Here is a 20,448-nt window from a genome sequence, read left to right as displayed (position 1 = left end):
CCGGTTCCGGCCGTGAAAGGGCCGTCACAGGTCGGTCGGATCGATCGGTCGCGGGTCGCTCGGGGCGGCGCTGCCGCGCCGGGCCCGGATCACCAGGGACCGGCCGCGCATTCCGCTGCCCTGGCTGGTGCGGTGCAGCCGCCGGAGGGCGAGCTGGTCGGGCCGTCCGGGATAGGACGCCGCCAGCGCGGCCGGATCGTCCGCGCGCATCATGCCGTGGTAGCGCATCAGCACCGCGCCGAGCAGCAGCTTGTCGGCCAGGACGCCGCTGAGCCCACCCTGGACGGGACGGACGGCGACCGTGAACGGGACGGTGACCGACGGCGGCGGCGGGGTGCCCGTGCTCGCGTCGTGCACCGCCGCGATCAGCTTCTCGACGGCGTCCGCGAACTCGGGGAAGCGGGCCCAGCGGCGCAGCGCGGCGATGTCGTCGCCGCTCATCGCGCCGGTCCAGGTGATCCCGGTGTACCGGGTTCCGGACGCGTCGCGCGCGAGCGCTGCCTTGTTCTGGAGCTCGTCCGGGATCTGCTCGGGCCCGGCGGGGATCTCCACGCGGGTGACGGCGTCCGGGGCCGCGCCGGTGGCCTGGGTGATGATCTGCGCGATCGCGCCGGTGAAGGCGCTGTCGCCGGGGAGCCGCCGCAGGTCCGCGGCGGCCGCGTCCGAGGGACCCTGCCAGACCAGCGTCAGCACCGGCGCGGGCAGGAAGTCGATGAGGGCCCGGAGCCGGTCGGGCAGGTTCGCGGCGGGGGCGCTGACCGGCTCGGTGGTGTACCAGCCGTCGAAGAGGTTCCGGATCTTGGCCGCGTCCGGTTCGTGCATCAGCTGGACCAGGGCGTCGCGGTCGCCTCTGGTCATCACCCCGGCGAGCAGCAGCCGTCCGTGCGCGTCGATGGCGACCCGGTTGCGCGTGTCGAGCGGCAGGCCGCCGGTGTCGTAGCCGGTGCTCAGCTGCTCCTCGCTCACCTGGACGAGATCGACCGCGAGCGGGAAGTCGCCGAGCGCGCCGGCCGGAGGCGCGAGCGCCGTCTGCGCCACCAGGAAGTGCTTGCCGAGCTGGCGGTGGGTGAACCTCCGCGCGACCGGGTCGTAGAAGCACTCGGCCTGCACCTCGATGTTGCCGCTGAACAGCTCGACGATCTGGTAGACCACCTCGGGGTCGGGCAGGGCGCCCGGCTTGCGCGCGGTGGCGGTACCGCCCGCGGCGTCGGGCGCCTCGGCGGGCCAGCGCCGCTGGGCCTCGTCGGGCAGGCTGTCCCAGAAGCGGCGCAGCGGGATCGTGATGGTGCGGACGCGGGTGTCCTGCTGGACCGCGCCGTCGGCGCGGAGCAGGGGCGGGAACGGCGGCAGCCGGTGCCACACGATGTCCGTTCCGCTGACGGTCGCGCTCGGCAGCGGCGAGCGGTAGGTCAGGTCGCGCTGGGTGACGCCGTTGACCGGCGACACGGTGCCGTCGGTCTGGGCGATCACCAGCAGGCGGTGCTCGTAGTAGAACGGCAGGGCCCGCCACTGCAGGGCGAGGACGCCCTGCGAGAAGTCGCCGACGCGCTCGGGCAGGTCGAGGCCGCGCAGCTCGTCCTGGTCCGCCGTGCCGTCCAGGACGAGATGGTCCGGCGCGCCGGGCAGGGAGTCCGGGACGGGCGGGTAGGCGTCCTCGACCAGGCGGACGGGCAGCTCGCGCTGGTGGTCCTTGGCGAAGCCGCGCACCCACGCGTACCAGTCGGGGTAGCCGAAGCGGCGCAGCAGGGTGAAGGCGACCTGCCGGAACGAGAGCCGGCGGAGCAGGGTCTGGTTGCGTTCGGCCAGGGTCTGCTCGTGATGCTGGGCGATGATCACCTCCCAGATCGCGCCGGGTGCGGGCGGACGCGCCGGGGTGGCCGGCTCGTCCAGCCGCCGCGAGCCGAGGACGAGCGGGGCGTCGACGGCCTGGCTGCGGTCCAGCACGACGTCCAGCCCGCCCGCGTCGGGATCCACCTGCACGACGGGGGTGTCGGCCTCGCTCGCCGCGCGGCCGGGGAACAGCGTGGGGGAGCGGCGCAGGCTCTGCCACAGCAGGTCGTAGCGGCCGTACGGCTGGAGGTAGTAGCGCAGCGTGTGCGCCCAGCGGTCCTCGATCAGCTGCGTGTAGGTCAGCCGCCCATCGGCGCCGGGCGTGGCCGGCGCGGGCGAACCGGCGCGCGGGTAGGCCGTGGCGGTCCAGGGACCGGCGCCGGTCGCGCCGAGGCCGTCCGCTCCCACGTCCACCGCGCCGCTCGCGTCGAAGAACCGCGCCGTCCAGGCGAGGACGTCGGGCAGCGTCCTGGCGATCCCGGCCGCGTCGGTGGGGAGGGTGACCTTGCCCGAATCGGGCACCTTGGGGTCGTTGCTGTTCAGCGTCTCCAGGTAGTACTTGAGCCGCATCCACTGGACGTGCTCGGGGACGCCGTCGCCCGGTCCGGCGAACGCGGCGGCCAGCGCGCCGGTCGCGACGGTGAAGTGGTGGGTGCGCTCGTCGGCCGGGCCGAAGTCCTCGGTCCGGACCGTCCCGGCCAGGTTCTCCGCGGCCGGCAGGTCGGCCGGGGCGAGCGAGGGGCGCAGCAGCGCCAGCTGGTCGGCGCTGAGCAGGGTGCGGGCGCTGAGCAGCTTGCGGCCGGGGTCGTAGTCCAGCAGCGGCGCGATCGCCGGGTCGAACGGCGCGGGATCGGTGGTCAGCCGGGCCTGCGGACGGACCTCGACCGTCGCGGGCAGCGTGGCGCCGCGCAGCAGCAGGGCCGCCTCCCCGTTGAGCGGCAGCCGGATCGTGCGGGCGATCGGCTCGGGCCGCGGTTCGAGCTCCTGCTGCCCGGTGCCGCCGTCGGGCCGGGTGACCAGGCTGCACGGCGCGGAGAGGGTGAGGCGCACCTCGACGTCGGCGTTGGAGTGTCCGGTGAGGGTGACGGCGCGATAGCGCAGCCGCTGCCGTACGGCCGGCCGCAGGCTGATCTGGACGAGCGCCAGCAGGTCGTCGCCCGCGGCCGGACGCTCGCCGAGCTGGATGCTGCGCCCGGGCTGGAACAGCAGCTCGACGTGCAGGTGCCGGCGCAGCGCGGCGAAGGCCGCGGCGTCGGGGTCGGCAGGGGTGCTCTCCAGGTGCGCGAAGAGTTCCTTGAGCAGTTCCAGCAGCTTCGGTCCGCGCACGGCGCCGGTGTCGGGGTCGTGGAGGCTGAAGGTCACCGATAGTCCGAGACGTTGCAGCGCGCCCCAGCCGTAGCGGTCGGCGCCCGGCGGGCAACTGGCCAGGAAACCGGCCAGGTCGTTGGGCAGCGTCGGCGGGCTGAGCTGCAGGGCGGCGGCGTAGCCGTCGGCGACCCGGCCCTGCGGGTCGGTGACGCTGCCGGGGCGCAGCGCGCGCAGCCGCTCCACCAGGCGTTCCAGCAGCGGGTGCAGCGGCGTTTCGCGCTTGCCGCCGGGTTGGGTGACGCCCGGCCATTCGGGCCATTCGAGGTAGGAGTCCTGCCAGGAGTACCACGGACCGCGCTCGTCCCGCACGCCCTGGGCGGACGGGTCGGGCGGGCGGCGCCGCTGGACGGCCCCGGGGTACCACGCCTCCCACTGGCTGGTGTCGAGCGTGTCGCCGGGCACCAGCGGCAGGTCGTCGGCCGGGAGCATCTGGACCTCCTGCCGCAGCCGCAGCTCGGCGGCGAGCCGGGCGGCGCTGGCGAAGGTGTCGGTGGTGGCCGCGTCGATGTCCAGCTCGTACAGCCGGTAGCCGGCGTTCAGCTCCAGGGGGTAGGCGGCGTCGCCGCTGGGTCCCTGGTTCCAGCGGAACCGGATCGCCCGGATGCCCAGGGGATGCGGCCGGAACCCGACGCTCGCGCCGATGTCGCCGGTGAACACGAACGGCGGTGGGCCGCCGTCCGCCGTACCGGGCAGCGGCATGGGCGCGTGTGCCAGGCCCGGCTCGGCGCGTTCGTCCTCCGGGCGGACCACCGCGAAGCCGGTCGGGCGCGGCAGCCACTCCAGCTCGGCCGGGCGGCGTTCCTCGCGCGGGTTGCCCGAGTGTTCGATGCGGTCGGTCGGCGCGGGCGTGGCGGGCGGCGCGGCGACCGCTTCCGCGGCGAGCAGGAGCTGCACCGGCGCCAGGGCCGACGGGACGTCCCGGTCGGAGATCGTCTGGAAGAACACCCGCCACGCCTCGGGACGCCAGGCGCCGCCGGGCAGCACGCCCGCGTCCCGCAGCGCGGCGACCGGGACCACCGCCGCGCGCGCACCGGGCGGCCCGAAGACATGCTCGAGGTTGATCTTGATGTCGGTGGGCAGCGGGCGGGCGTTGGAGGTCGGCAGCCCGGCGGTGCGGCCGCGCTGGGTGGTGCTGTCCAGGCCGTAGGAGCCGATCGGGACGGTGCTCTCGCGGCGGAAGACCAGCCGGTAGGTGCGGATCGGCACCGCCGGGCCGTCCTGGCGGGCCGCCTCGCTCCACTCGACGTAGACCTGGCGCGGCTCCATCACCTGCGGGGTCACCGCGCCGGTCGGCGCCAGGTCGGACGGGGCGATGCTGTAGCTGACGGTGAGGTCGCCGTCCACCGGCACCGCCGGGGGCGTGGCCGGGTAGCGGGTCGCGATGAGGGTCAGCGGGCGTCCGGCGTTGCCGGCGAAGTCGACCGGCGTGATGGTGTACACGTAGCCGCGTCCCTCGCGCGGCAGCGCGGCGCGGTCGGCGGCGGTGTCGGGGAAGTGGTCGACCACCTGGAAGCGCGGCTGGAGCTGCGACAGGGTGTCGGTCGGCGTGACCCCGCCCGCCGCGGCGACGCCGGTGGTGTGGCGGTGCAGCACCTTGACCGGTTTCACCGTGGTGGTGCGCTCGGCCTCGGCACCGTCCAGGGCGCGCCGGCGCACCAGGTAGTGGGCCAGGTGGTGGTCGGGGTCGTTCTGGACGCGGCTGACCCCCGGCGGTGCCTGGCGCTGCCAGCCCAGCTCCCAGGCCAGGGCGATGGTGCTCGCGTCGCTGTACTGGCGCACCTGCTGGAACTCGGGCGGGAACAGGTCGAACCGGGTCTGGGCGACGTTGAAGGACCGCACGTCCTGGCCGGCGGCGCCGGGGCCGGTGGCGTCGGGCCGTTCGCGCTGGCTGATGGACGGCTGGGCGTCCAGGCCGGCGGCCACCTGGTCGAGCCAGGCGGGACGGCGGCCGTCGGCGGTGCGCACCGCGAACACCAGGCCCATCTGGAAGGCCAGGGACCCGGCGGCCAGCGCGGCGCGCCTGGCCGGGTCGGGTTCGGCGTGGAAGGCGCGCAGGTCGGCGATGATGTCGTGGATGATCACGCCGCGCAGCTGGTGGGCCTGCTGGTCGGCCTCGACGGCGCCGACCGTGCCGGGGTCGCCGCCGTCCTGCGCGGTGCCGTCGGCGGCGTAGATCGTCGTACGGGGGTCGAACGCGGCCTCCAGCAGCTGCTCGTAGAGCTCCTGCGGGTCGCGCTTGAGGTAGGGCGAGCCGCGGAACTGCTCGTAGGCCCCGCGCACGGCCGCCTCGAAGGAGCTGTCGGAGGGGTTCTGCACGCGGGGGTCGCCGACCGGCGGACGGTAGCCGGGGAGCGCACCGGGATCGCCGACCGGGTGCGCGACCGCGGTGTCCCCCGCGCCGGTGTAGGTCTGCTTGAAGGCGTTGCCGAGATGCTGGGCCAGGCTGAGCCCGTCCTGCAGGGGCGCGGGGTCGCTCGCCTGGCCGGTGGTCGGGTTCACCACGCGGCGCTCGGCCGCGCCGCCGGTGTACATCCGCGCGGCCCAGTTCACCGCCCAGGTGATCGGACTGCCGGCGGTGACAGCGCTGGTCACGTCGACGAACTGGGGCGTGGGCAGAGGCTCGAAGTGCCGCAGGGTGTAGCTCTCGCCGGCCGCCGGCTTCGGGACGCGCAGCGAGAAGTCCTTGGCGACCGTGGTGCCGTCGGCGGGCGGCGGCGGCAGGAAGCCGAGCTCGGGCTCGGTGATCGGGAAGCCGTCCTCGTCCGGGATCAGCCGTCCCTGCGCGTCCCGGTGCAGCCGTTCGGCCTGCGGCAGGAGGACGAAGTAGATCTGGTGGTCGGCGTCCCAGCTCGGCGCGTCCCGCAGCACGAACAGGACGTATCCGGGCACGTGGAACACATCGGGAGCCGGTGCGACCGCCCGCTCGCCGATCACCGCCGCCAGCGCGCGCGGCGGCAGGGCGGCACGGCGCGCGCCCAGCGCGGACGTGAACCGCGGCGCGGCGTCTAGCGCGCCGCCGGTGCCCGGTACCGGCTCGACCTCGGTGGCCTCCAGCCCCAGCGACAGGAACTGCCTGGTCCGGTCGAGGGCCGCCTCGACGTTCCCCTCCTCGAAGGCGATCTTGACGGTGGCCTGCAGGCTGTGGCCGCAGCAGGAGACGCCGACGGTGCCGGTGCCGCGCACGCCGGGAATGCTCAGCCCCTTGACGCCGATTTCCAAGCCCGCGCTGAAGGTGATCTCAAGGCTGAAGCTGAATGACAGCCGGATGGTGGTGAACACCAGCGGGATCTTGATCCAGAACTCGATGGCGAAGGAGACCTGCACCTCCAGCCCGATCGCGCCGTAGACGGCCGAGTCGTTCAGCGGGTCGCGGAAGTCGACCACGCCGATGTAGCGCGCCCCGAACGCCACCCGCGCGGTGGCGCTGATCCGCATGCCGACGAGCCCGAGGTCCACGCCGGCGCTGAGGTCGAGCCGTCCGCGGGCGAGGAAGCTGGTGCCGAGCACCATCTCGGTGGTGGAGACGCGGAAGATGAACCCGCCCTCGACCTCGACGGCCAGCGGACCGAGCGTGGTGTGCCAGCGCAGCATGTTGGGCCAGCCCAGCTCGTAGTGGAACAGGCCCGGCTCGATCAGCAGGGTGGCGGAGAAGCGGCTGCTGGCGATCGCGTCCCGGACGAAGTCGGGCAGTGGCGGGTGGACGCCCGGCTTGCCGCCCTCCGGCTTGGAGATGTGGGCCAGGAAGCGCTTCTGGCGCGGCGAGAGCAGCACGAAGCCGCTCAGGATGGGGTTCTCGCGGGCGCCGTCCTTGTTGTCGACGTAGTCGGCGTAGTTCGTGTTGAACCAGCCGCGCACCGCCATGAAGAAGGTCAGGTCGCTGCGGAACGCGATGATCGCGTCGACGAGGAAGACGCAGGCGAGGTCGGCCTCGGCGAACGCGTCGTAGCGCAGCGGCGACGCCGAGGCGGAGGTCTGCGAGATCATCGCTCGGAGCACGATCGTCCAGCGCGGGTCCTCTCCCGCGTCCTCCAGGTCCACCGCCCAGCGGTCGCGCTTGGACAGGTCCCCCTGGGTGCGCGAGAGGCCTTCCAGGGTCTTCAGCAGCTTCTTCACGTCGTTCTCGGCGTCGGCGGCCTTGATCGACGCGATGGTGAAGCGGTAGCCGAAGCCCATCCCGATCTCGCGCAGGTAGATCTGGACGACCGGGATCATGAAGCTGACCTGGCGGATCTCCAGGTAGAGGAACCAGGCCCGCAGCCAGGGCGAGCCGGGGCCGCGGCGCACGCGCAGGAACCCGAAGCTGGCCGCGATGGTGGGCAGGCCGTGGATCTGCACCACGCCCTCGCCGACCAGCCCGGTCTGGTCGGGCTCGTCCACGAAGTCGACCACGCCGCTGAGCCGGAACGCCGCGCCGATGGCGAGGTTCACCGGCAGCCGCGTGAAGTGGATGCGCGGGACGAGCTCGCCCGGTGCCGGCAGGCCGATGAACAGCTCGTGGTAGTCGGGCCGCGAGTCCGGCGTGTCGCCGGGGCCCTGCGCGAACTTCAGCTGGCCGGTCACCTGCATGGCGCCGTCGCCGTCGAAGAACTCGCACTGCGGGACGAAGCCGATCGCGCGCAGCTCCATCTCGAAGCAGCCGAGGAAGCTGAACGTGACCGGCTTGGGCAGCTCGACCAGGAACTTCACATGCTCGGCGATCACCTTGGCGTCGCCGGTGAGCGGGCACTGCACGAGGTCGATGCGGATCTTGCCGAGCAGCCCCAGCGGCCCGTCGGCGTCGTCGCCGGGGGCCAGGACGAACCGGGCGGAGCCGGTGATGGTGAAGTACAGGTGGAAGGCGCCGTCGTCGACGAACCGCAGGCCGAGCGCGTCCACCGAGAACTGGAAGCGCGTGCCCTTGCAGTCGAGCAGCTTGACGCCGCGCAGGTTCGCGGCGCCCTGCACCAGGGTCAGGTTGCCGCCGTCACGCTGGGCGAACTGCAGGGCGATGTCGGCCGTGGCGTCGCCGACCAGGTCGGGCGGCAGCGGGCCCGAGCCCGCGATGGTGAAGTCGGCGATGCGGTTCTCGCGGATCACGAAGCCGCTGTCGGTGAAGCGGAACCGCGTGCGCAGGCCGTTCAGCCGGGCCGGACGGTCGGTGACGGTGGCGGCGAGGTTGACGCCCTTGGGCGTGAGGGCGAAGTCCCGCACGCTGAAGGTGATCGGCTCCTCGCTGGCGCGGGTGAAGTCCAGCTCCAGCACCGCCCCGTCCGGCTGCTGGAGCTGGTAGTGGTAGTCCTTGGTGGCGAGGGTGAAGTAGTGGAAGGTCCTGTCGCCCAGGTCCTTGCCCCTGAACCGCCAGCGCAGCCCGAACAGGTCGGGGAACTGGCGCTCGGCCCCGCGGACCGCAGCTGGATCCCCTGGTCGTGGTCGACCTTGAGGGCGAACGTGGCCAGGTCGAACGTCAGCCGGCACAGCAGGTCGAAGCCGATGCTGAGGACGCGCAGCCGCACGCCGATGTCGAAGCTCACCTCGCCCTGCGGCAGCGTGATCGGCAGGCCGGTGAGAGGCGTGGTGGTGTAGAGCTGCAGGAACTGCGCGTCGGTGCCCTGGCCCTGCTTGAGGAAGGGCAGGGTGAAGCCGCCGCCCGCGTCGAGGTTGACGCTCAGCTGCGCCGTCCAGCCGTCCCCGAGGTCGGCCGGATCGAACACGACGGGCTTGCACAGCGAGGCGGGATCGTTCAGGTCGAGCGGCGGGATCGGCGTCGTGAGCTGCTGGAAGAAGCCGGGCAGCTTCGGCGCGCCGAGCGTGACGTCGAGCAGCACCAGGCTGCGCGGGCCGTCCGCCGGTGTGAGGGAGACGGCGAACAGCGGCTTGTCGGGCGGCTGGGGCGGCTCGTCGTTGTGCAGCTCGCGGTCGCCGTCGCGGCCCCACGCGAAGGTGCTGCCCGCCGTCACCGGGTCGGTCCCGGGCAGGGTGACGACGAACGCGGCGCGGCCGAGGCCCGCTCCCTGCCGCATCAGCAGCAGCGAGAACCGGCTGGACGCCGGGACGTTCACGCTGAGCCCGGGGAGCGCGAACGCGGCGCCGCCCGCGGCCGCCTGCCAGTCCAGGCGCGCCTCTTCGAGGCCGCCGGCGCCGATGATCAAGCGCAGCGTGACGTCCTGCTCGCCCGCCGGGCTGCGGTCGCCCAGGTTGGGGACGAACTGGCCGAGCAGCCTGCTGAGCGCGCCCTCCTTCCACTGCAACACCAGGCATGCCTTGCCGCCCGCCTGGTGGAAACCGACCGTGGCGCTGTCGATCACCACGCCGGTGTCGGCGATCTGCACCGGGTAGGGGAGCGCGGCGGTGAACGGCGTGTCGGACTGGATGCCGTCCTTGCTGGCGGTCCCGCTGAGCTTCGGCACCGCGAACTCGACGAACGGGCGTCCCGGATCGGGCTCGTAGCGGGCGTCGCCGCCGCTGGTCACCTTGCGCATGGGGCCCAGCAGCGTCGGGCCGAACCGCAGCGCCACGGGCGCGTCGGTCACGCGCAGCACCGTCTGCGGGAAGAAGTCGAGCTCCAGGCCCAGCCCCTCGGGCTCCGCCGAACCACTGGCGTCGCGCTGAAGCACCACGCTCACCGCGTCGAACCCGGGCAGCGCCAGGACGAGATCCTGCTCCAGGAGCAGGCGGCTGAGCAGGTTGACCTTGTCCGGCCGGACGGTCGTCTGCGGCGGCTCGATCCAGATGTGGGAGAGGACGGCGGGATCGGACGGCTTGGGCAGGAAGGGCGGCCACTTGTCGCCCAGGTAGTCCTTGAGGGTGATGAAAATGGTCATGCCGAGCACGCTCCCCATGCCGTGCGCGAGTCGACGTCCGCGAACAGGTCGTACCTCTCCTGCTCCTTGTCGGTGAGGCTCGTCGCCAGGAGGGGCAGGTCGACCGGGGCGACGCTGGACGGCAGGAGGACCCCGCTGCCGCCCGTCCCCCAGGAGACGTTCCAGACGTTGAGCGCCTTGCCGATGTCGGCGATCTTCGGCTGGTCGGCCGCGGCGAGGCGGAAGGCGTCGCTCCAGAGCTGCACCCGGTACTGCCGCACCCGCGCGCCGTCCCCGTCGATGAAGGCGACCGAGTGCTCGATGTCGGTGTAGAGGCTGCGCCGGGCGAAGTTGGCCGAGCCGATGATCGCCCAGTTGTCGTCGACGATCGTGGACTTGGTGTGGACCACCACGTCGCGGGAGAACATCGCCACCTGGGTGCGCTGCGCGGTGGTCAGCCCCTTCAGCAGCCCCTGGGTCAGCGCGACCAGCCCGTACGGCGGGTAGACCGGATCGGTCGGGTCGGCGACCCCGGCGACCAGGAGCACCTTGAGGTCGGGTTTGGCCTTGATGGCGTCCCGCAGCGCGCTCATCAGCTCGATCGACCAGAACGCTTGGTCCTCGATGTAGATGTAGCTGTCAGCGGCCTTGATCGCCTTGAACCATGCGGTGCGGATCTCGAACACGCCGGCCGGGGCGAACGAGATCTTGTCGTTCTCGGGCAGCCGGTTGGTGCTCGTGTAGGTGAACTGGGGCAGGGTGCGCAGCGACTGGACGTGGTGGTTGCCCGGCGACGTGGTCGGCAGGGTGCGCGCGGCGAGGGCGGGGGAGCCGGGGGTGTGGCTGTCGAGGTTGGCGGCGCCGAGGCGGAAGGGCCGCACCTTCCGGCCCCTGACCTCGTTCCACATGTCGCGGAAGAAGTCGTGCATCGCCTGCACCACCGGGCCCTCGACCTTCGCCTGCACGTCGTGCCACTGCCGGGCGGGGTGCGGCTGGGAGCCGTGGCGGTCGCCCACGAAGTCGAGCCCGCCCGTGTAGCCGACGGCACCGCCGCCGCTGCCGGCGACCACCAGCTTGGTGTGCGCGGCGCCCGCGGTGTGGGTCAGGATGTTCACCCAGGCCTTCTCGGCGAGCGCGGGTTCGGTGCGCAGATCCTCGATGGCGGCCAGGGTGGCGATGTTGATGTCGCGGATCCAGCCCAGCCCGCCCTTCACCGCTTTGGTCTGGACGAAGTCGTCGGCCATGATGGCGAACGAGGCCCAGCCCAGGATCCGGACGTCGACTCCGGCTCTCGCCTTGGCCTTGAGCAGCTCCGCCATGGCGGCCGGTGCCGCCGGCCCGTCGAGCGAGAAGCGCTTCTCCAGCTCGACCGCCGGCAGGGCGGTGCCCGACGAGCCGGGCGCGGGGAGGATCTTGCCGCCCATCAGGTGGAGGTCCCAGCCGGCGATGTAGATGAACTGGCCGCTGTTCTCGCTGGGCGTGCCCGTGCCGAGGGTGGCGAGCTGCGTCTTGAGGTCGTCGAAGTAGGTGGTGCCGTCGATCAGCGGGGTGATCTTGCAATTCGTGAAGGTCGCGGGGAGCGGCTGCGAGGGCGGAACGGTGTCTTCAGGCTGGACGAAGTACTTCTTCAGCAGCGCATCGATATCGGCCACCAGAAAGCCCCCGAGGCTATATGTGCGACTCCCCGGCACGATTCAGCATTCTGGCAGCAGAAGGCGGCGACCGGCCATTGGCCGCTGATCGCAGTCAAGCCGAAGAATCATGAAAGTGAAGTCAACGGTTAAGCAACCTTCACACGGGAGCCTCGCTCCGGGCAACGGTTCGGCCTGATCCGGACGGGAACCGTTCCCTGACGTGCGGTCACGTCGCCGTGACCGTCGAGCCGCTTGTTTCGTACGGGCCTGCGCCAACGCCCCTTGCCGGCGCGTGGCCCGTTCCGTTGTGCGGCAAATGCGACAAGTAACTAAATAAAGGGCTTTTGAGTAAATGTCCGCCACCGTCGCCCGCGGTGCCCGCTCGCCTCGGCCGCTGAAACCCGCGAGGCGGCTGTCTGGTCTCGGCCCGGCGACCCGCTCCGCTCCTGCTGGACCTGTGCTGGGTTAATCGGCTGCGTCGTCGAGGTCGCCGACGAGCGCGTCCGGCGCACGCATGCGCCAGGCGTCGGTGACGAGCTCCTCCAGGCGGTCGACGTCCACTTCGCCCAGCCACAGCATGACCAGCGGCATCCCGTCGTAGGCGGGTGTGGTGAAGAAGCGTTCCGGCTCACCGAGCAGCAACGCCTGCTTCTCCGCCTCGTCGCCGACGTACAGGACGGCGACGTCGGTCCGGATGACGCGCGGCTTACCCGGCCTGCGCTCGGGGTAGGACCAGACGAACCCCTTGCCGCCGACCCGGAAATCGAAGCCGTCGCTGTCGATCTCGACCACGTGGGGGAGCGCGAGCGCCAACCGGCGAACGTCTTCGGCGTCAGCCATCCTGGTCGCTCCCGGACACCGGTTTCTGCACACGTGCAGGCTATCGGCCCACGAACGGCGAAGGTGCCCGAGGTACCCGCAACTGCCGCAGCCGCGCCAGGCAGCTACGCCGGCAGCAAGCTTTCACGGCCAGCGCGTATACCGGACGTGTACCGCCGTACCTTACGTTCGGAAGCGAACTCTGCCAGGACGCGGTCGAGTCCGGCAGCCGTCGAACACGTCGCTCCGGAGCCATACGGTCTTGTAAGACTTTCCGATAATCAACTCGGCGTCGACCGTAGGGGGTAGGTGATGGCTCGGCGGATAGTCGTGATCCTATGTTTCGCCGCTGGTGTCATATTTTTTGTCAACGGAGTGCATGACCTGAACGAAACCATTCCAAGCTGCAATGGGAAAGTGATGGACCGGGGCAGTGAATGCCTTTGGTCCGGGTCAGGCGGCTCCGGGGCGAGCACATACGATCAAATGCTTGCCGGGTCACGGAAAAGAGGCCGCATCTTCGTCGGCCTCGGCGCATTGCTGATCGCCGGAGGCTGCTGGCAGTCGGTCGTCCTCTGGCGCAGGCGGAAGCCGGGGACCGCTCCGATCCACGGCAGGGGCAGGATCGTCTTGACTCCGGGGAAGGCCAGAACCGGCACGACCAGAAAGGTCACGGTCAGTACCCGGAAGATGTGCCGGCACTGCCACGGCAGTACATGGGTGGCCGGCGAGCGTTGCCGCCGCTGCCGAGCCAGCGGACTGGGGGGACGAACCTGGAGGAGAGTGACCCTTCGAGTGCCTGCAGGGATCCGCAGAGGCACCACGCTGAGGGTCCGCGGCGCCGGGGTACCGGGCGTCCCCAGCGTGCGGCCGGCAGGTGACCTCCGCGTACGCGTCCACATCCTCGGATTCGGTAGGTCATTGGCGGCACCAGCCCGACAGTCCGGTCCGAACGGAGCGGTGGCGGCCGACGTCATCACCGGCCGCGATGCTCGGACGCCGAGGGCCCCGAAAGCTCGATCCGCTGGAACCACCACCCGAACAGGCGGACGACCGGATTCGGGCGCCACGCAGCGCGGCGGAACGGTGGCCGGTCGCGTGGTCCAAGTGATAGCGGACGCAGACGGCTTCAAGGTGATGCGGAACCTGCGCCGGGACGTGTGGGAAACCGACCTGGAAATGCCGTGGCCCGAGATAAGGCGGCTGGCTTTCGACACCGCTCCCCACGACCCGGTCATCGCCCTGTACGCGTGGACGTCCGAGGGCTCCCGTCGCTACGTATGTGACGCCGCACATCTCAACAAGGAACAGTGGCGCACCCTCGCGACGTACGTCGAAGTCTGCACGCGAGGAAATGTGGCCCTGGACCTGACGAGCCGCGACAAGCCCCACTTCATCTGAGCCCGGTTCGCCGGTGGCTGGCTCCACATGGTGCGAGACCAGGGAGAAGCCGCCGAATGCCCGGCGGACGCCCGAGGAGCGCCCAGGCCCACTCACGCCGACAACTCGCGACACGTCGCCGGACGCAGCCGAAGCCGCACGCTAGCATCGGGCCGGTTGGACGTCGCCGGGTCACCCGTCCGGGTGAGAGTGCTTTTCTTAGGTACTTAAGAAGAAGGCAGCACGAGGGCGTTTCACCTGGGAGGGAACGATGCTGTTCAGGCGGGAGGTCCTCGAGGGGATCGCGGGCGGACGGATCGACCGGGTGTTCCGGGTGTGGGCCGAGCCCCGGGTCCGCGCGGGAAGCACGCAGCGCACCTGGGCGGGGATCATCGTCATCGACTCCGTCACGGCCGTCACCCCCGAAGAGATCACCGAGGAGGACGCCGTGCGGTCGGGCTTCCGCGACCGCGCGGCGCTGCTCACCGCCCTGTCCAAGAGCACCAAACAGGGCGGCTACCACCGCGTCATGCTCCACCTCGGCGGCCCGGACCCCCGATCGGAGTTGGCCGCGAACGCCGACCTGACCGACGGGGAACTGGCCGACCTCAAAACAGCCCTGGACGCCATCGACGCCCGCAGCCGCCGCACCCCCTGGACCCGCGAGGTCCTCCGCCTCATCGAGGAACATCCCGGCCTGCGCGCCCTGGACCTGGCCGAACGCCTGGACCGCGACAAACTCCCGTTCAAGGCCGACGTCCGCCGCCTCAAGGCCCTCGGCCTCACCGAAAGCCTGGAGACCGGCTACCGCCTTTCTCCCCGCGGCAAGGCCCTTATGGCCTACCTACGCTCCTTGACCGAATGATTCATCCCGGGCGCTGCTTCAGCCCTGACGTCCTCTCTTGCCGCGGCTGGAACGCTCGGAGGCGATTGCCCGCCGGATTCACCGGCACGCCGCAGTTCCCCGAAGGCCATGTTCCGGCAGCGACGGGCGTCTAGAGGTCGATGACGACCTTGCCGTGCACGTGCCGGCCGGCCTGGAGTTCGGCCGCGCGGCGGATCTGGTCGACCGGGAAGCTCGCCGCGATGGGCACCCGGAGCCGGCCCGCCGCGACCAGGCGGGCGATCTCCTCCAGGGCGCCGGGGGCGGCGTTCGCGCCGTTGGCCGCCGAGACGCCGTCGACCTGCGCGGCGATGGTGCAGATGCGGCGGTCCGGGACGCCGAGTTCCCTTGCGGCGTGCACCGTCTCCGTCCCGTGCAGGTCGAGGGCGGCGGTGACACCGCCGGGTGCGAGGGATCGGACCCGGTCGGCCAGGCCGTCGCCGTAGGCGACCGGCTCGGCTCCGAGATCGCGCAGGAAATCGGACGATGCCGCCGATCCCGTCCCGATCACGCGTGCTCCAGCGATCCGGGCGAGCTGGACGGCGAACACCCCGACCCCGCCCGCCGCGCCGCCGATCAGCACCGTGTCGTCCGGGCCGGTGTCGACGACGGCGAGGGCGGCGGACGCCGTGCGGCCGGCGATCGTGAGGGTGGCGGCGGTGCGGTCGTCGACGCCGCCGGGAGTGTGATGGGCCTCGTTCGCCGCGGTCTCCGAGGCGGGGTCGATCACCACGAAGTCGGCGACCGCGCGGGACAGGGCGCCCCCGAACACCCGGTCGCCGGGCGCGAAGCCGGTCACCCCGTCACCGACCTGGTCGACCAGCCCCGCGTAGTCGGTCCCGAACCCGGCCGGGAGGCTCAGGCCGAACCGGGCGGCGGTGTCCGCGTCGGCGGTCATGATCCAGTCCATCGGGTTCAGGCCGGCCGCGGTGACCCGCACGCGGATCTGTCCCGGGCCGGCCTGCGGCGCGGGGACCTCGCGGACGTCGAGCACGTCGGGACCGCCGAATGAATCGAGCCGGACCGCCCGGCTCCTGCCCGCCGGCGGTTGATCGCTCTGTTCCTGCATGTGCGCCTGACTCCTTGGGAACGAGGGAACGCCTCGAAACGGACTATGCTCCGTTTCCATGGACGACCGTAACACAACCGGAGCGTGATCCGTTTTGAGTGAGGCGGAGATGCGCGCGCCGCGGGCGGACGCCGCCCGGAACCGCGACCAGTTGCTCGCGGTGGCGACCCGCGTGTTCGCGTCGGCCGACGGGGAGCCGTCGATGCGCGCGATCGCCCGTGAGGCCGGAGTGGGCATCGCCACGCTCTACCGGCACTTCCCGACCCGCGAGTCGCTGGTCGACGCGGTCTACCGGGACCAGGTCGTGCGGCTGACGGCCGGCGCCCGCGAACTGCTCGCCCGGCTGGCCCCGGCGGCGGCGATGCGGCGCTGGATGGACCTGTTCGGGGACTGGATCGCGACCAAGAACGGCATGCTCGACACGCTGCTCGCGATGATCGAGTCGGGCGAGATCGCCCATGCGCGGACCCGGAGCGAGCTGCTGGCGGCCATCACCACGATTCTCGACGCCGGCCGCGCGGCGGGCGACATCCGCTCCGACGTGACGGCCGAGGACGTCGCCGCCTCCCTCATCGGCATCTTCACCGTGGCTCCCAGGCCCGAACACGAAGCCAGGGCCGGTCGTCTGCTGGACCTCCTGATGGACGGCCTCCGCCCCCCGGCCCGGCCGGCCTGAGCCTGGATCGCGGCGGCGGGGGGTCTTCTGCCGCGTGCCGGTGTGAGCACAACGCACTAAAGGGGGCTAAAGGCGTTTAACTGGAGTAAGGCGCACAAGATTGTTGGCCGGCCGAACGCCATCCTAGGGTTCACGATGGCACGATCATCGCTGCTCGGGGATGTCGGGGAAGGCGGCAGGCGTGATCAATTGATTGTGCCGAAAAGGCGCATCGGATGGCTTTCGTCAGGCCAAATACATATAAAACCGATCGAGAATTGAATATTGGGCGCGTGTCCGCATTGCGTCACTTTCATGGGTTGCCTCCGATGAGAGCGGCCCCTTATGTTTCTGGGGTTCGCGACCGAAGGAATCCGTTGATCGGAGGACCCTTTGCGTGTGGTGATCGCGGGATTCGGAAAGGCCGGGCGGCAGCACGCCGAGGCGATCCGGCAGGTGCCGGGCGTGGCCGTGCACTCGGTCCTGGAATCCGATCGCGACGTCGGCGTCGAACCGTTCACCAGGGCGCCCGGATGGCCGGCGGTCCTGGCGGACCCGGAGGTCGACGCCATCGCCCTGTGCCTGCCGCCCGGGGGACGCGCTGAGCTGGCCGCCGCGGCCGCGGAGGCCGGCAAGGCCGTGCTGCTGGAGAAGCCGCCGTGCATGTCGGTCGCGGAACTCGATCGGCTCCCCGGGTCAATGGGAGTGATGTTGCAGCATCGTTTCCGGCTTCCGCGAGAGCTGCTCGACCGGCCTTTCAAGGACGCGACCGGAACGCTGCTGGTAAGCCGCCCGAGAGATGCGGCGACGCATTACACCGGGTGGCGAGCCGATTCCGGGCGGGCGCTCGGCGGAATCACCGCGCATCTCGGCGTCCACTACCTGGACCTGGCCTGCCAACTGCTGGGAGAGGTCGAATCGGTCGATCTGCGTGATCATCGGGAATGTGCTCCCGGCATCGATGTGCGGGTCAGCGGGCTCATCCGGTTCACGGCGGGCTCGACGCTGGCGTTCACCATCGCGGCGGACGTCCCGGCCCGCGCCGAGCACCTGGTGATCGCCGGGGACGGCCGGTCCGTGACGATCGCGGACGGTGCGGTGCAGCTGCGCGACGAGGACGGCACGCGCACGCTCCCCGCCGAGCCGACCGGCGCGATGCGCGCCAAGGTCTACGAAGAGTTCGCGCACGGCCCCGACCTGTGCTCGCTGGAACGGGCGCGGCCGGTGACGGTCGTCCTGGACGAGATCCGGAAGGCGGGGGCGCGATGACCGCGCGCCTCGGCCTGTCGTCCGGCTCGGCGCCGGGGCTGGACGCGCCGGAGTTCGCCGCCCTGGTCCGGCGGGCGGGCGGGACGGTCGCCGACCTGCGGGCCGGCAAGGGCCACCGCTGGGAGGAGCAGGGCCTCGCCGGGCTGTGCGGCCTGCCGGTGTCGTTCGTCGGGATATCCGTGACGCTCGGACGCCCCGGCCGAGACGGCGAGGCCGCCGAGCGGTTCCCGGGCGAGAGCGTGAAGGTCTTCGCCGCACCGGGGGCGCTCGACGCGGACGCGACCGCCGGCCAGATGCGCGCGCTCACCGCCGACCGGAAGCCGGAGCAGGTGCTGGTCGAGACCCATCGGGGCGGAGCCGGGCCGGACGAGCTGGTGAGGCTCTGCGAGCGGTACGGGTGCCGCCTCGTCCTGGACAACCTGGGCCTGGACGACATCGCCGCCGACTTCCGCGGAGCGCTCGGCGATCTCGCGCCGCTGACGGCGGCGGTGCAGGTGAAGGGGTTCGAGCCGGACCGCGCGCACCGGCCGCTGACCGAAGGGGACCTGGGCTGGCTGGCGGCGTTCCGCAACGCCCGTGTCGACGTCACCGTGGAGTCGCGCGCCGGGACGCCGCACCAGGACCTGCGCGTCCTCCGGACCGCCTGGGAGGCCGTGGAATGCGCCTAGCCGTGATCAACGACGAGGTCGACCAGGACCTCGGCCGGGCCGCCGACGCGGCCGCCGGGTGCGGGTTCGCCGGGCTCGAGATCCGCTCGGTCGGCAACGTCCCGCCGCACGAGCTCACCGACGAGCGGCTCGGCGAGGTCGTCCGGGAGCTGGCGGGCAGGGGACTGGCCGTCGCCGGGTTCTGCCCGCCCGCGCTGAAGGTCCCGCGCCCGCGCACGGACGAGGAGGTCGCCGAGGCCCGCGCCGTGCTCGTCCGGGCCGTCGCGCAGGCACGCGTGCTCGGTGCGCCGCACGTGCGGATCTTCACCTTCTACCGGGACGGCGACCCCGATCCCGCCGGGGCGGCCGAGGCCGCGAGGCGGGTGCTCGACGGGGTGGACCTGAACGGGGTGAAGCTGCTCGTCGAGACCGGGACGCGGACCAACACCCCGACCATGGAACTCGTCCTGCGGTTCCTGGACGCGGTGGACGTGCCGGGTCTGGGCGTGCTCTGGGACCCCGGCAACAGCGTGTTCAGCGGCATGCACGCGGCGCCGTTCCCGGCCGAGTACGAGCTCGGCAAGGACCTGATCGAACACGTCCATGTGAAGGACCCGGCCGGGACGAGCGGGTACGTGCGGCTCGGCGACGGCGACCTGCCGTGGGGCGACATCGTCGACACGCTGCGCGCCGACGGCTACGCCGGATGGCTCTCGCTGGAGACGCACTGGCGCATCGGCCGCGTCCTGAACCAGCGGCAGCGCGACACCCCGTGGGGCGACGACTTCACCGACGGCGGGCACGAGGCCAGTGTCGAGTGCATGCGCCTGCTCAAGGAGCTGGTGGACCGGTGACCGCATTGCTGCTGCTGGGGGCGCAGCGGTCGGGCACCACCGCGCTGGCCCACGCGCTGAGCCGGGCGTACGCGGACGCGGGCGGCATCTTCACCGTGAACGGGAAGCTGCCGTACCTGCTGCCGCGCTGGACCACCGCCGCCGACCTGGCGGGACGGCACTTCCGCGCCGACGAGATCGCGCACGCGCTGCGGCGCCGCCCGCCCGCCGGCGAGGGCGCCGACCGCTGGCTGAAGGGCGTCGACGACGTGCTCCGCGACGCGGCTGCCGCGGCCGCCCGAGGAGCCCACGACGCGCACGGCGCGGACGACGCGCACGGCCCGGCTCACGCGCACGGCGCGCCCGCCGATCCGGCCGCGGCGCTCGTCGCGGACATCATCGCCAGGGCGTACGCGCCGTGGCCGCGCTGGGGCGACAAGTACAACGAGTACCTTCTCGACCTGCCGGCCGTGCTGTCGGCCGTCCCGGACGCGCGGCTGGTCCTGCTCGTCCGGAACCCGCTGGAGGCGGCGGCGTCCCAGCTGGAATGGACCGGCGACCGGCCCTGGCGTCCCCGGACGGTCGAGGACGCCTGCGCGAAGTGGGCGGCCTGGCACCGCCCCTGGCTGGAGACCGCTCCCGGCCTGGACCCGGACCGCGTCCTGGTGATCGGCTATCGGGCGCTCTGCGAGGGGCGCGCGACGGGCCGGCTCTCCGCCTTCTGCGACCTCGATCTCGAACCGTACGTGACGGGACTGCGGGCGACCCGGCCCGACCCCGGCACCGACCATCTGCCCGCCGGCACCGCCCGGGTCTGGCGGGCCCTGTGTGAAATGGAGAGCTCGACGACATGACGGACTACGAAATCTCGGACCAGGGATACGGGCCGGACCACGAGTCGCCGTTCGGCTACGGGCTGCACCACGTGCAGATCGCCATCCCGCCCGGCAGCGAGGACGAGTGCCGCCGGTTCTACGTGGACGTCCTCGGCATGATCGAGATCCAGAAGCCGCCGGTCCTCGCCGCGCGGGGCGGGCTGTGGGTGCGTGCCGACACGCTGGAGATCCACCTCGGCGTCGAGCAGGACTTCCGCCCGGCGCGCAAGGCGCACCCCGGCATCCGCGTGGCGGACCTGGACGGGCTGGCCAAGCGGCTGACCGGCAACGACGTCGAGGTCACCTGGGACGACAACTTCCCCGGCCACCGGCGCTTCTACGCGTTCGACAACCTGGGCAACCGGCTGGAGTTCCTGCAGCGCGACGGTTCCCGCCCGGAGTGGTGA

Annotated in this window: 13 protein-coding genes and 1 pseudogene; 9 read left to right on the top strand and 5 right to left on the bottom strand. The window is 71.9% G+C overall.

The window, feature by feature from the left end; all coding sequences use genetic code 11:
* Window positions 1-24: 24 nt before the first annotated feature.
* The 4 genes from AB0C78_RS03425 to AB0C78_RS03410 form a co-directional block, all read right to left on the bottom strand.
* Window positions 25-8,439 carry a hypothetical protein gene (locus AB0C78_RS03425; protein WP_360741156.1) on the bottom strand — a complete coding sequence of 2,805 codons (8,415 nt, stop codon included), beginning with the start codon at window positions 8,437-8,439 and terminating at the stop codon, window positions 25-27.
* Between the two features lie 1,555 nt (window positions 8,440-9,994).
* A complete protein-coding gene (locus AB0C78_RS03420) occupies window positions 9,995-11,629 on the bottom strand; it encodes a phospholipase D-like domain-containing protein (RefSeq protein ID WP_360741154.1) in 1,635 nt (544 codons plus the stop codon).
* Window positions 11,630-12,076: 447 nt separating this feature from the next.
* The gene (locus AB0C78_RS03415; RefSeq protein ID WP_360741152.1) at window positions 12,077-12,451 is read right to left on the bottom strand and encodes an MmcQ/YjbR family DNA-binding protein; all 375 of its coding nucleotides are present in this window, start codon (window positions 12,449-12,451) and stop codon (window positions 12,077-12,079) included.
* 461 nt (window positions 12,452-12,912) lie between these two features.
* Window positions 12,913-13,104 carry a hypothetical protein gene (locus AB0C78_RS03410; protein ID WP_360741390.1) on the bottom strand — a complete coding sequence of 64 codons (192 nt, stop codon included), beginning with the start codon at window positions 13,102-13,104 and terminating at the stop codon, window positions 12,913-12,915.
* Window positions 13,105-13,120: 16 nt separating this feature from the next.
* Between AB0C78_RS03410 and AB0C78_RS03405 the strand changes: the two are divergent.
* The 3 genes and pseudogenes from AB0C78_RS03405 to AB0C78_RS03395 form a co-directional block, all read left to right on the top strand.
* Window positions 13,121-13,273, top strand: a pseudogene (locus tag AB0C78_RS03405) (hypothetical protein); the annotation flags it as partial.
* Window positions 13,274-13,390: 117 nt separating this feature from the next.
* A complete protein-coding gene (locus AB0C78_RS03400) occupies window positions 13,391-13,831 on the top strand; it encodes a hypothetical protein (protein ID WP_360741388.1) in 441 nt (146 codons plus the stop codon).
* 250 nt (window positions 13,832-14,081) lie between these two features.
* The gene (locus AB0C78_RS03395) at window positions 14,082-14,675 is read left to right on the top strand and encodes a hypothetical protein (protein WP_360741150.1); all 594 of its coding nucleotides are present in this window, start codon (window positions 14,082-14,084) and stop codon (window positions 14,673-14,675) included.
* 130 nt (window positions 14,676-14,805) lie between these two features.
* Here AB0C78_RS03395 and AB0C78_RS03390 read toward each other — a convergent pair whose 3' ends face one another.
* Window positions 14,806-15,762 carry an NADP-dependent oxidoreductase gene (locus AB0C78_RS03390; RefSeq protein WP_360741148.1) on the bottom strand — a complete coding sequence of 319 codons (957 nt, stop codon included), beginning with the start codon at window positions 15,760-15,762 and terminating at the stop codon, window positions 14,806-14,808.
* A 109-nt stretch (window positions 15,763-15,871) separates the two neighbouring features.
* Between AB0C78_RS03390 and AB0C78_RS03385 the strand changes: the two genes are divergently transcribed.
* The 6 genes from AB0C78_RS03385 (at window position 15,872) to AB0C78_RS03360 (ending at window position 20,448) form a co-directional block, all read left to right on the top strand.
* A complete protein-coding gene (locus tag AB0C78_RS03385) occupies window positions 15,872-16,438 on the top strand; it encodes a helix-turn-helix domain-containing protein (RefSeq protein WP_360741146.1) in 567 nt (188 codons plus the stop codon).
* A 378-nt stretch (window positions 16,439-16,816) separates the two neighbouring features.
* Window positions 16,817-17,686, top strand: a complete 870-nt coding sequence (locus tag AB0C78_RS03380; protein ID WP_360741144.1) for a Gfo/Idh/MocA family oxidoreductase — start codon at window positions 16,817-16,819, stop codon at window positions 17,684-17,686.
* Window positions 17,683-18,354: a hypothetical protein gene (locus AB0C78_RS03375; RefSeq protein ID WP_360741142.1), complete on the top strand. Its 672-nt coding sequence runs from the start codon at window positions 17,683-17,685 to the stop codon at window positions 18,352-18,354. Before AB0C78_RS03380 ends, AB0C78_RS03375 begins: the two co-directional genes overlap by 4 nt.
* The gene (locus tag AB0C78_RS03370) at window positions 18,345-19,187 is read left to right on the top strand and encodes a sugar phosphate isomerase/epimerase family protein (protein ID WP_360741140.1); all 843 of its coding nucleotides are present in this window, start codon (window positions 18,345-18,347) and stop codon (window positions 19,185-19,187) included. The genes AB0C78_RS03375 and AB0C78_RS03370 overlap by 10 nt, the downstream gene beginning before the upstream one ends.
* Window positions 19,184-20,020 carry a sulfotransferase gene (locus AB0C78_RS03365; protein WP_360741138.1) on the top strand — a complete coding sequence of 279 codons (837 nt, stop codon included), beginning with the start codon at window positions 19,184-19,186 and terminating at the stop codon, window positions 20,018-20,020. Before AB0C78_RS03370 ends, AB0C78_RS03365 begins: the two co-directional genes overlap by 4 nt.
* Window positions 20,017-20,448 carry a VOC family protein gene (locus AB0C78_RS03360; protein WP_360741136.1) on the top strand — a complete coding sequence of 144 codons (432 nt, stop codon included), beginning with the start codon at window positions 20,017-20,019 and terminating at the stop codon, window positions 20,446-20,448. Before AB0C78_RS03365 ends, AB0C78_RS03360 begins: the two co-directional genes overlap by 4 nt.

Source organism: Actinomadura sp. NPDC048394 (assembly GCF_040651755.1).
In the GTDB taxonomy this organism is placed as follows: Bacteria; Actinomycetota; Actinomycetes; order Streptosporangiales; family Streptosporangiaceae; genus Spirillospora; species Spirillospora montaniterrae.
Note: the sequence above shows the minus strand (reverse complement) of the source record. Positions and strands in the feature narration are given on the sequence as shown.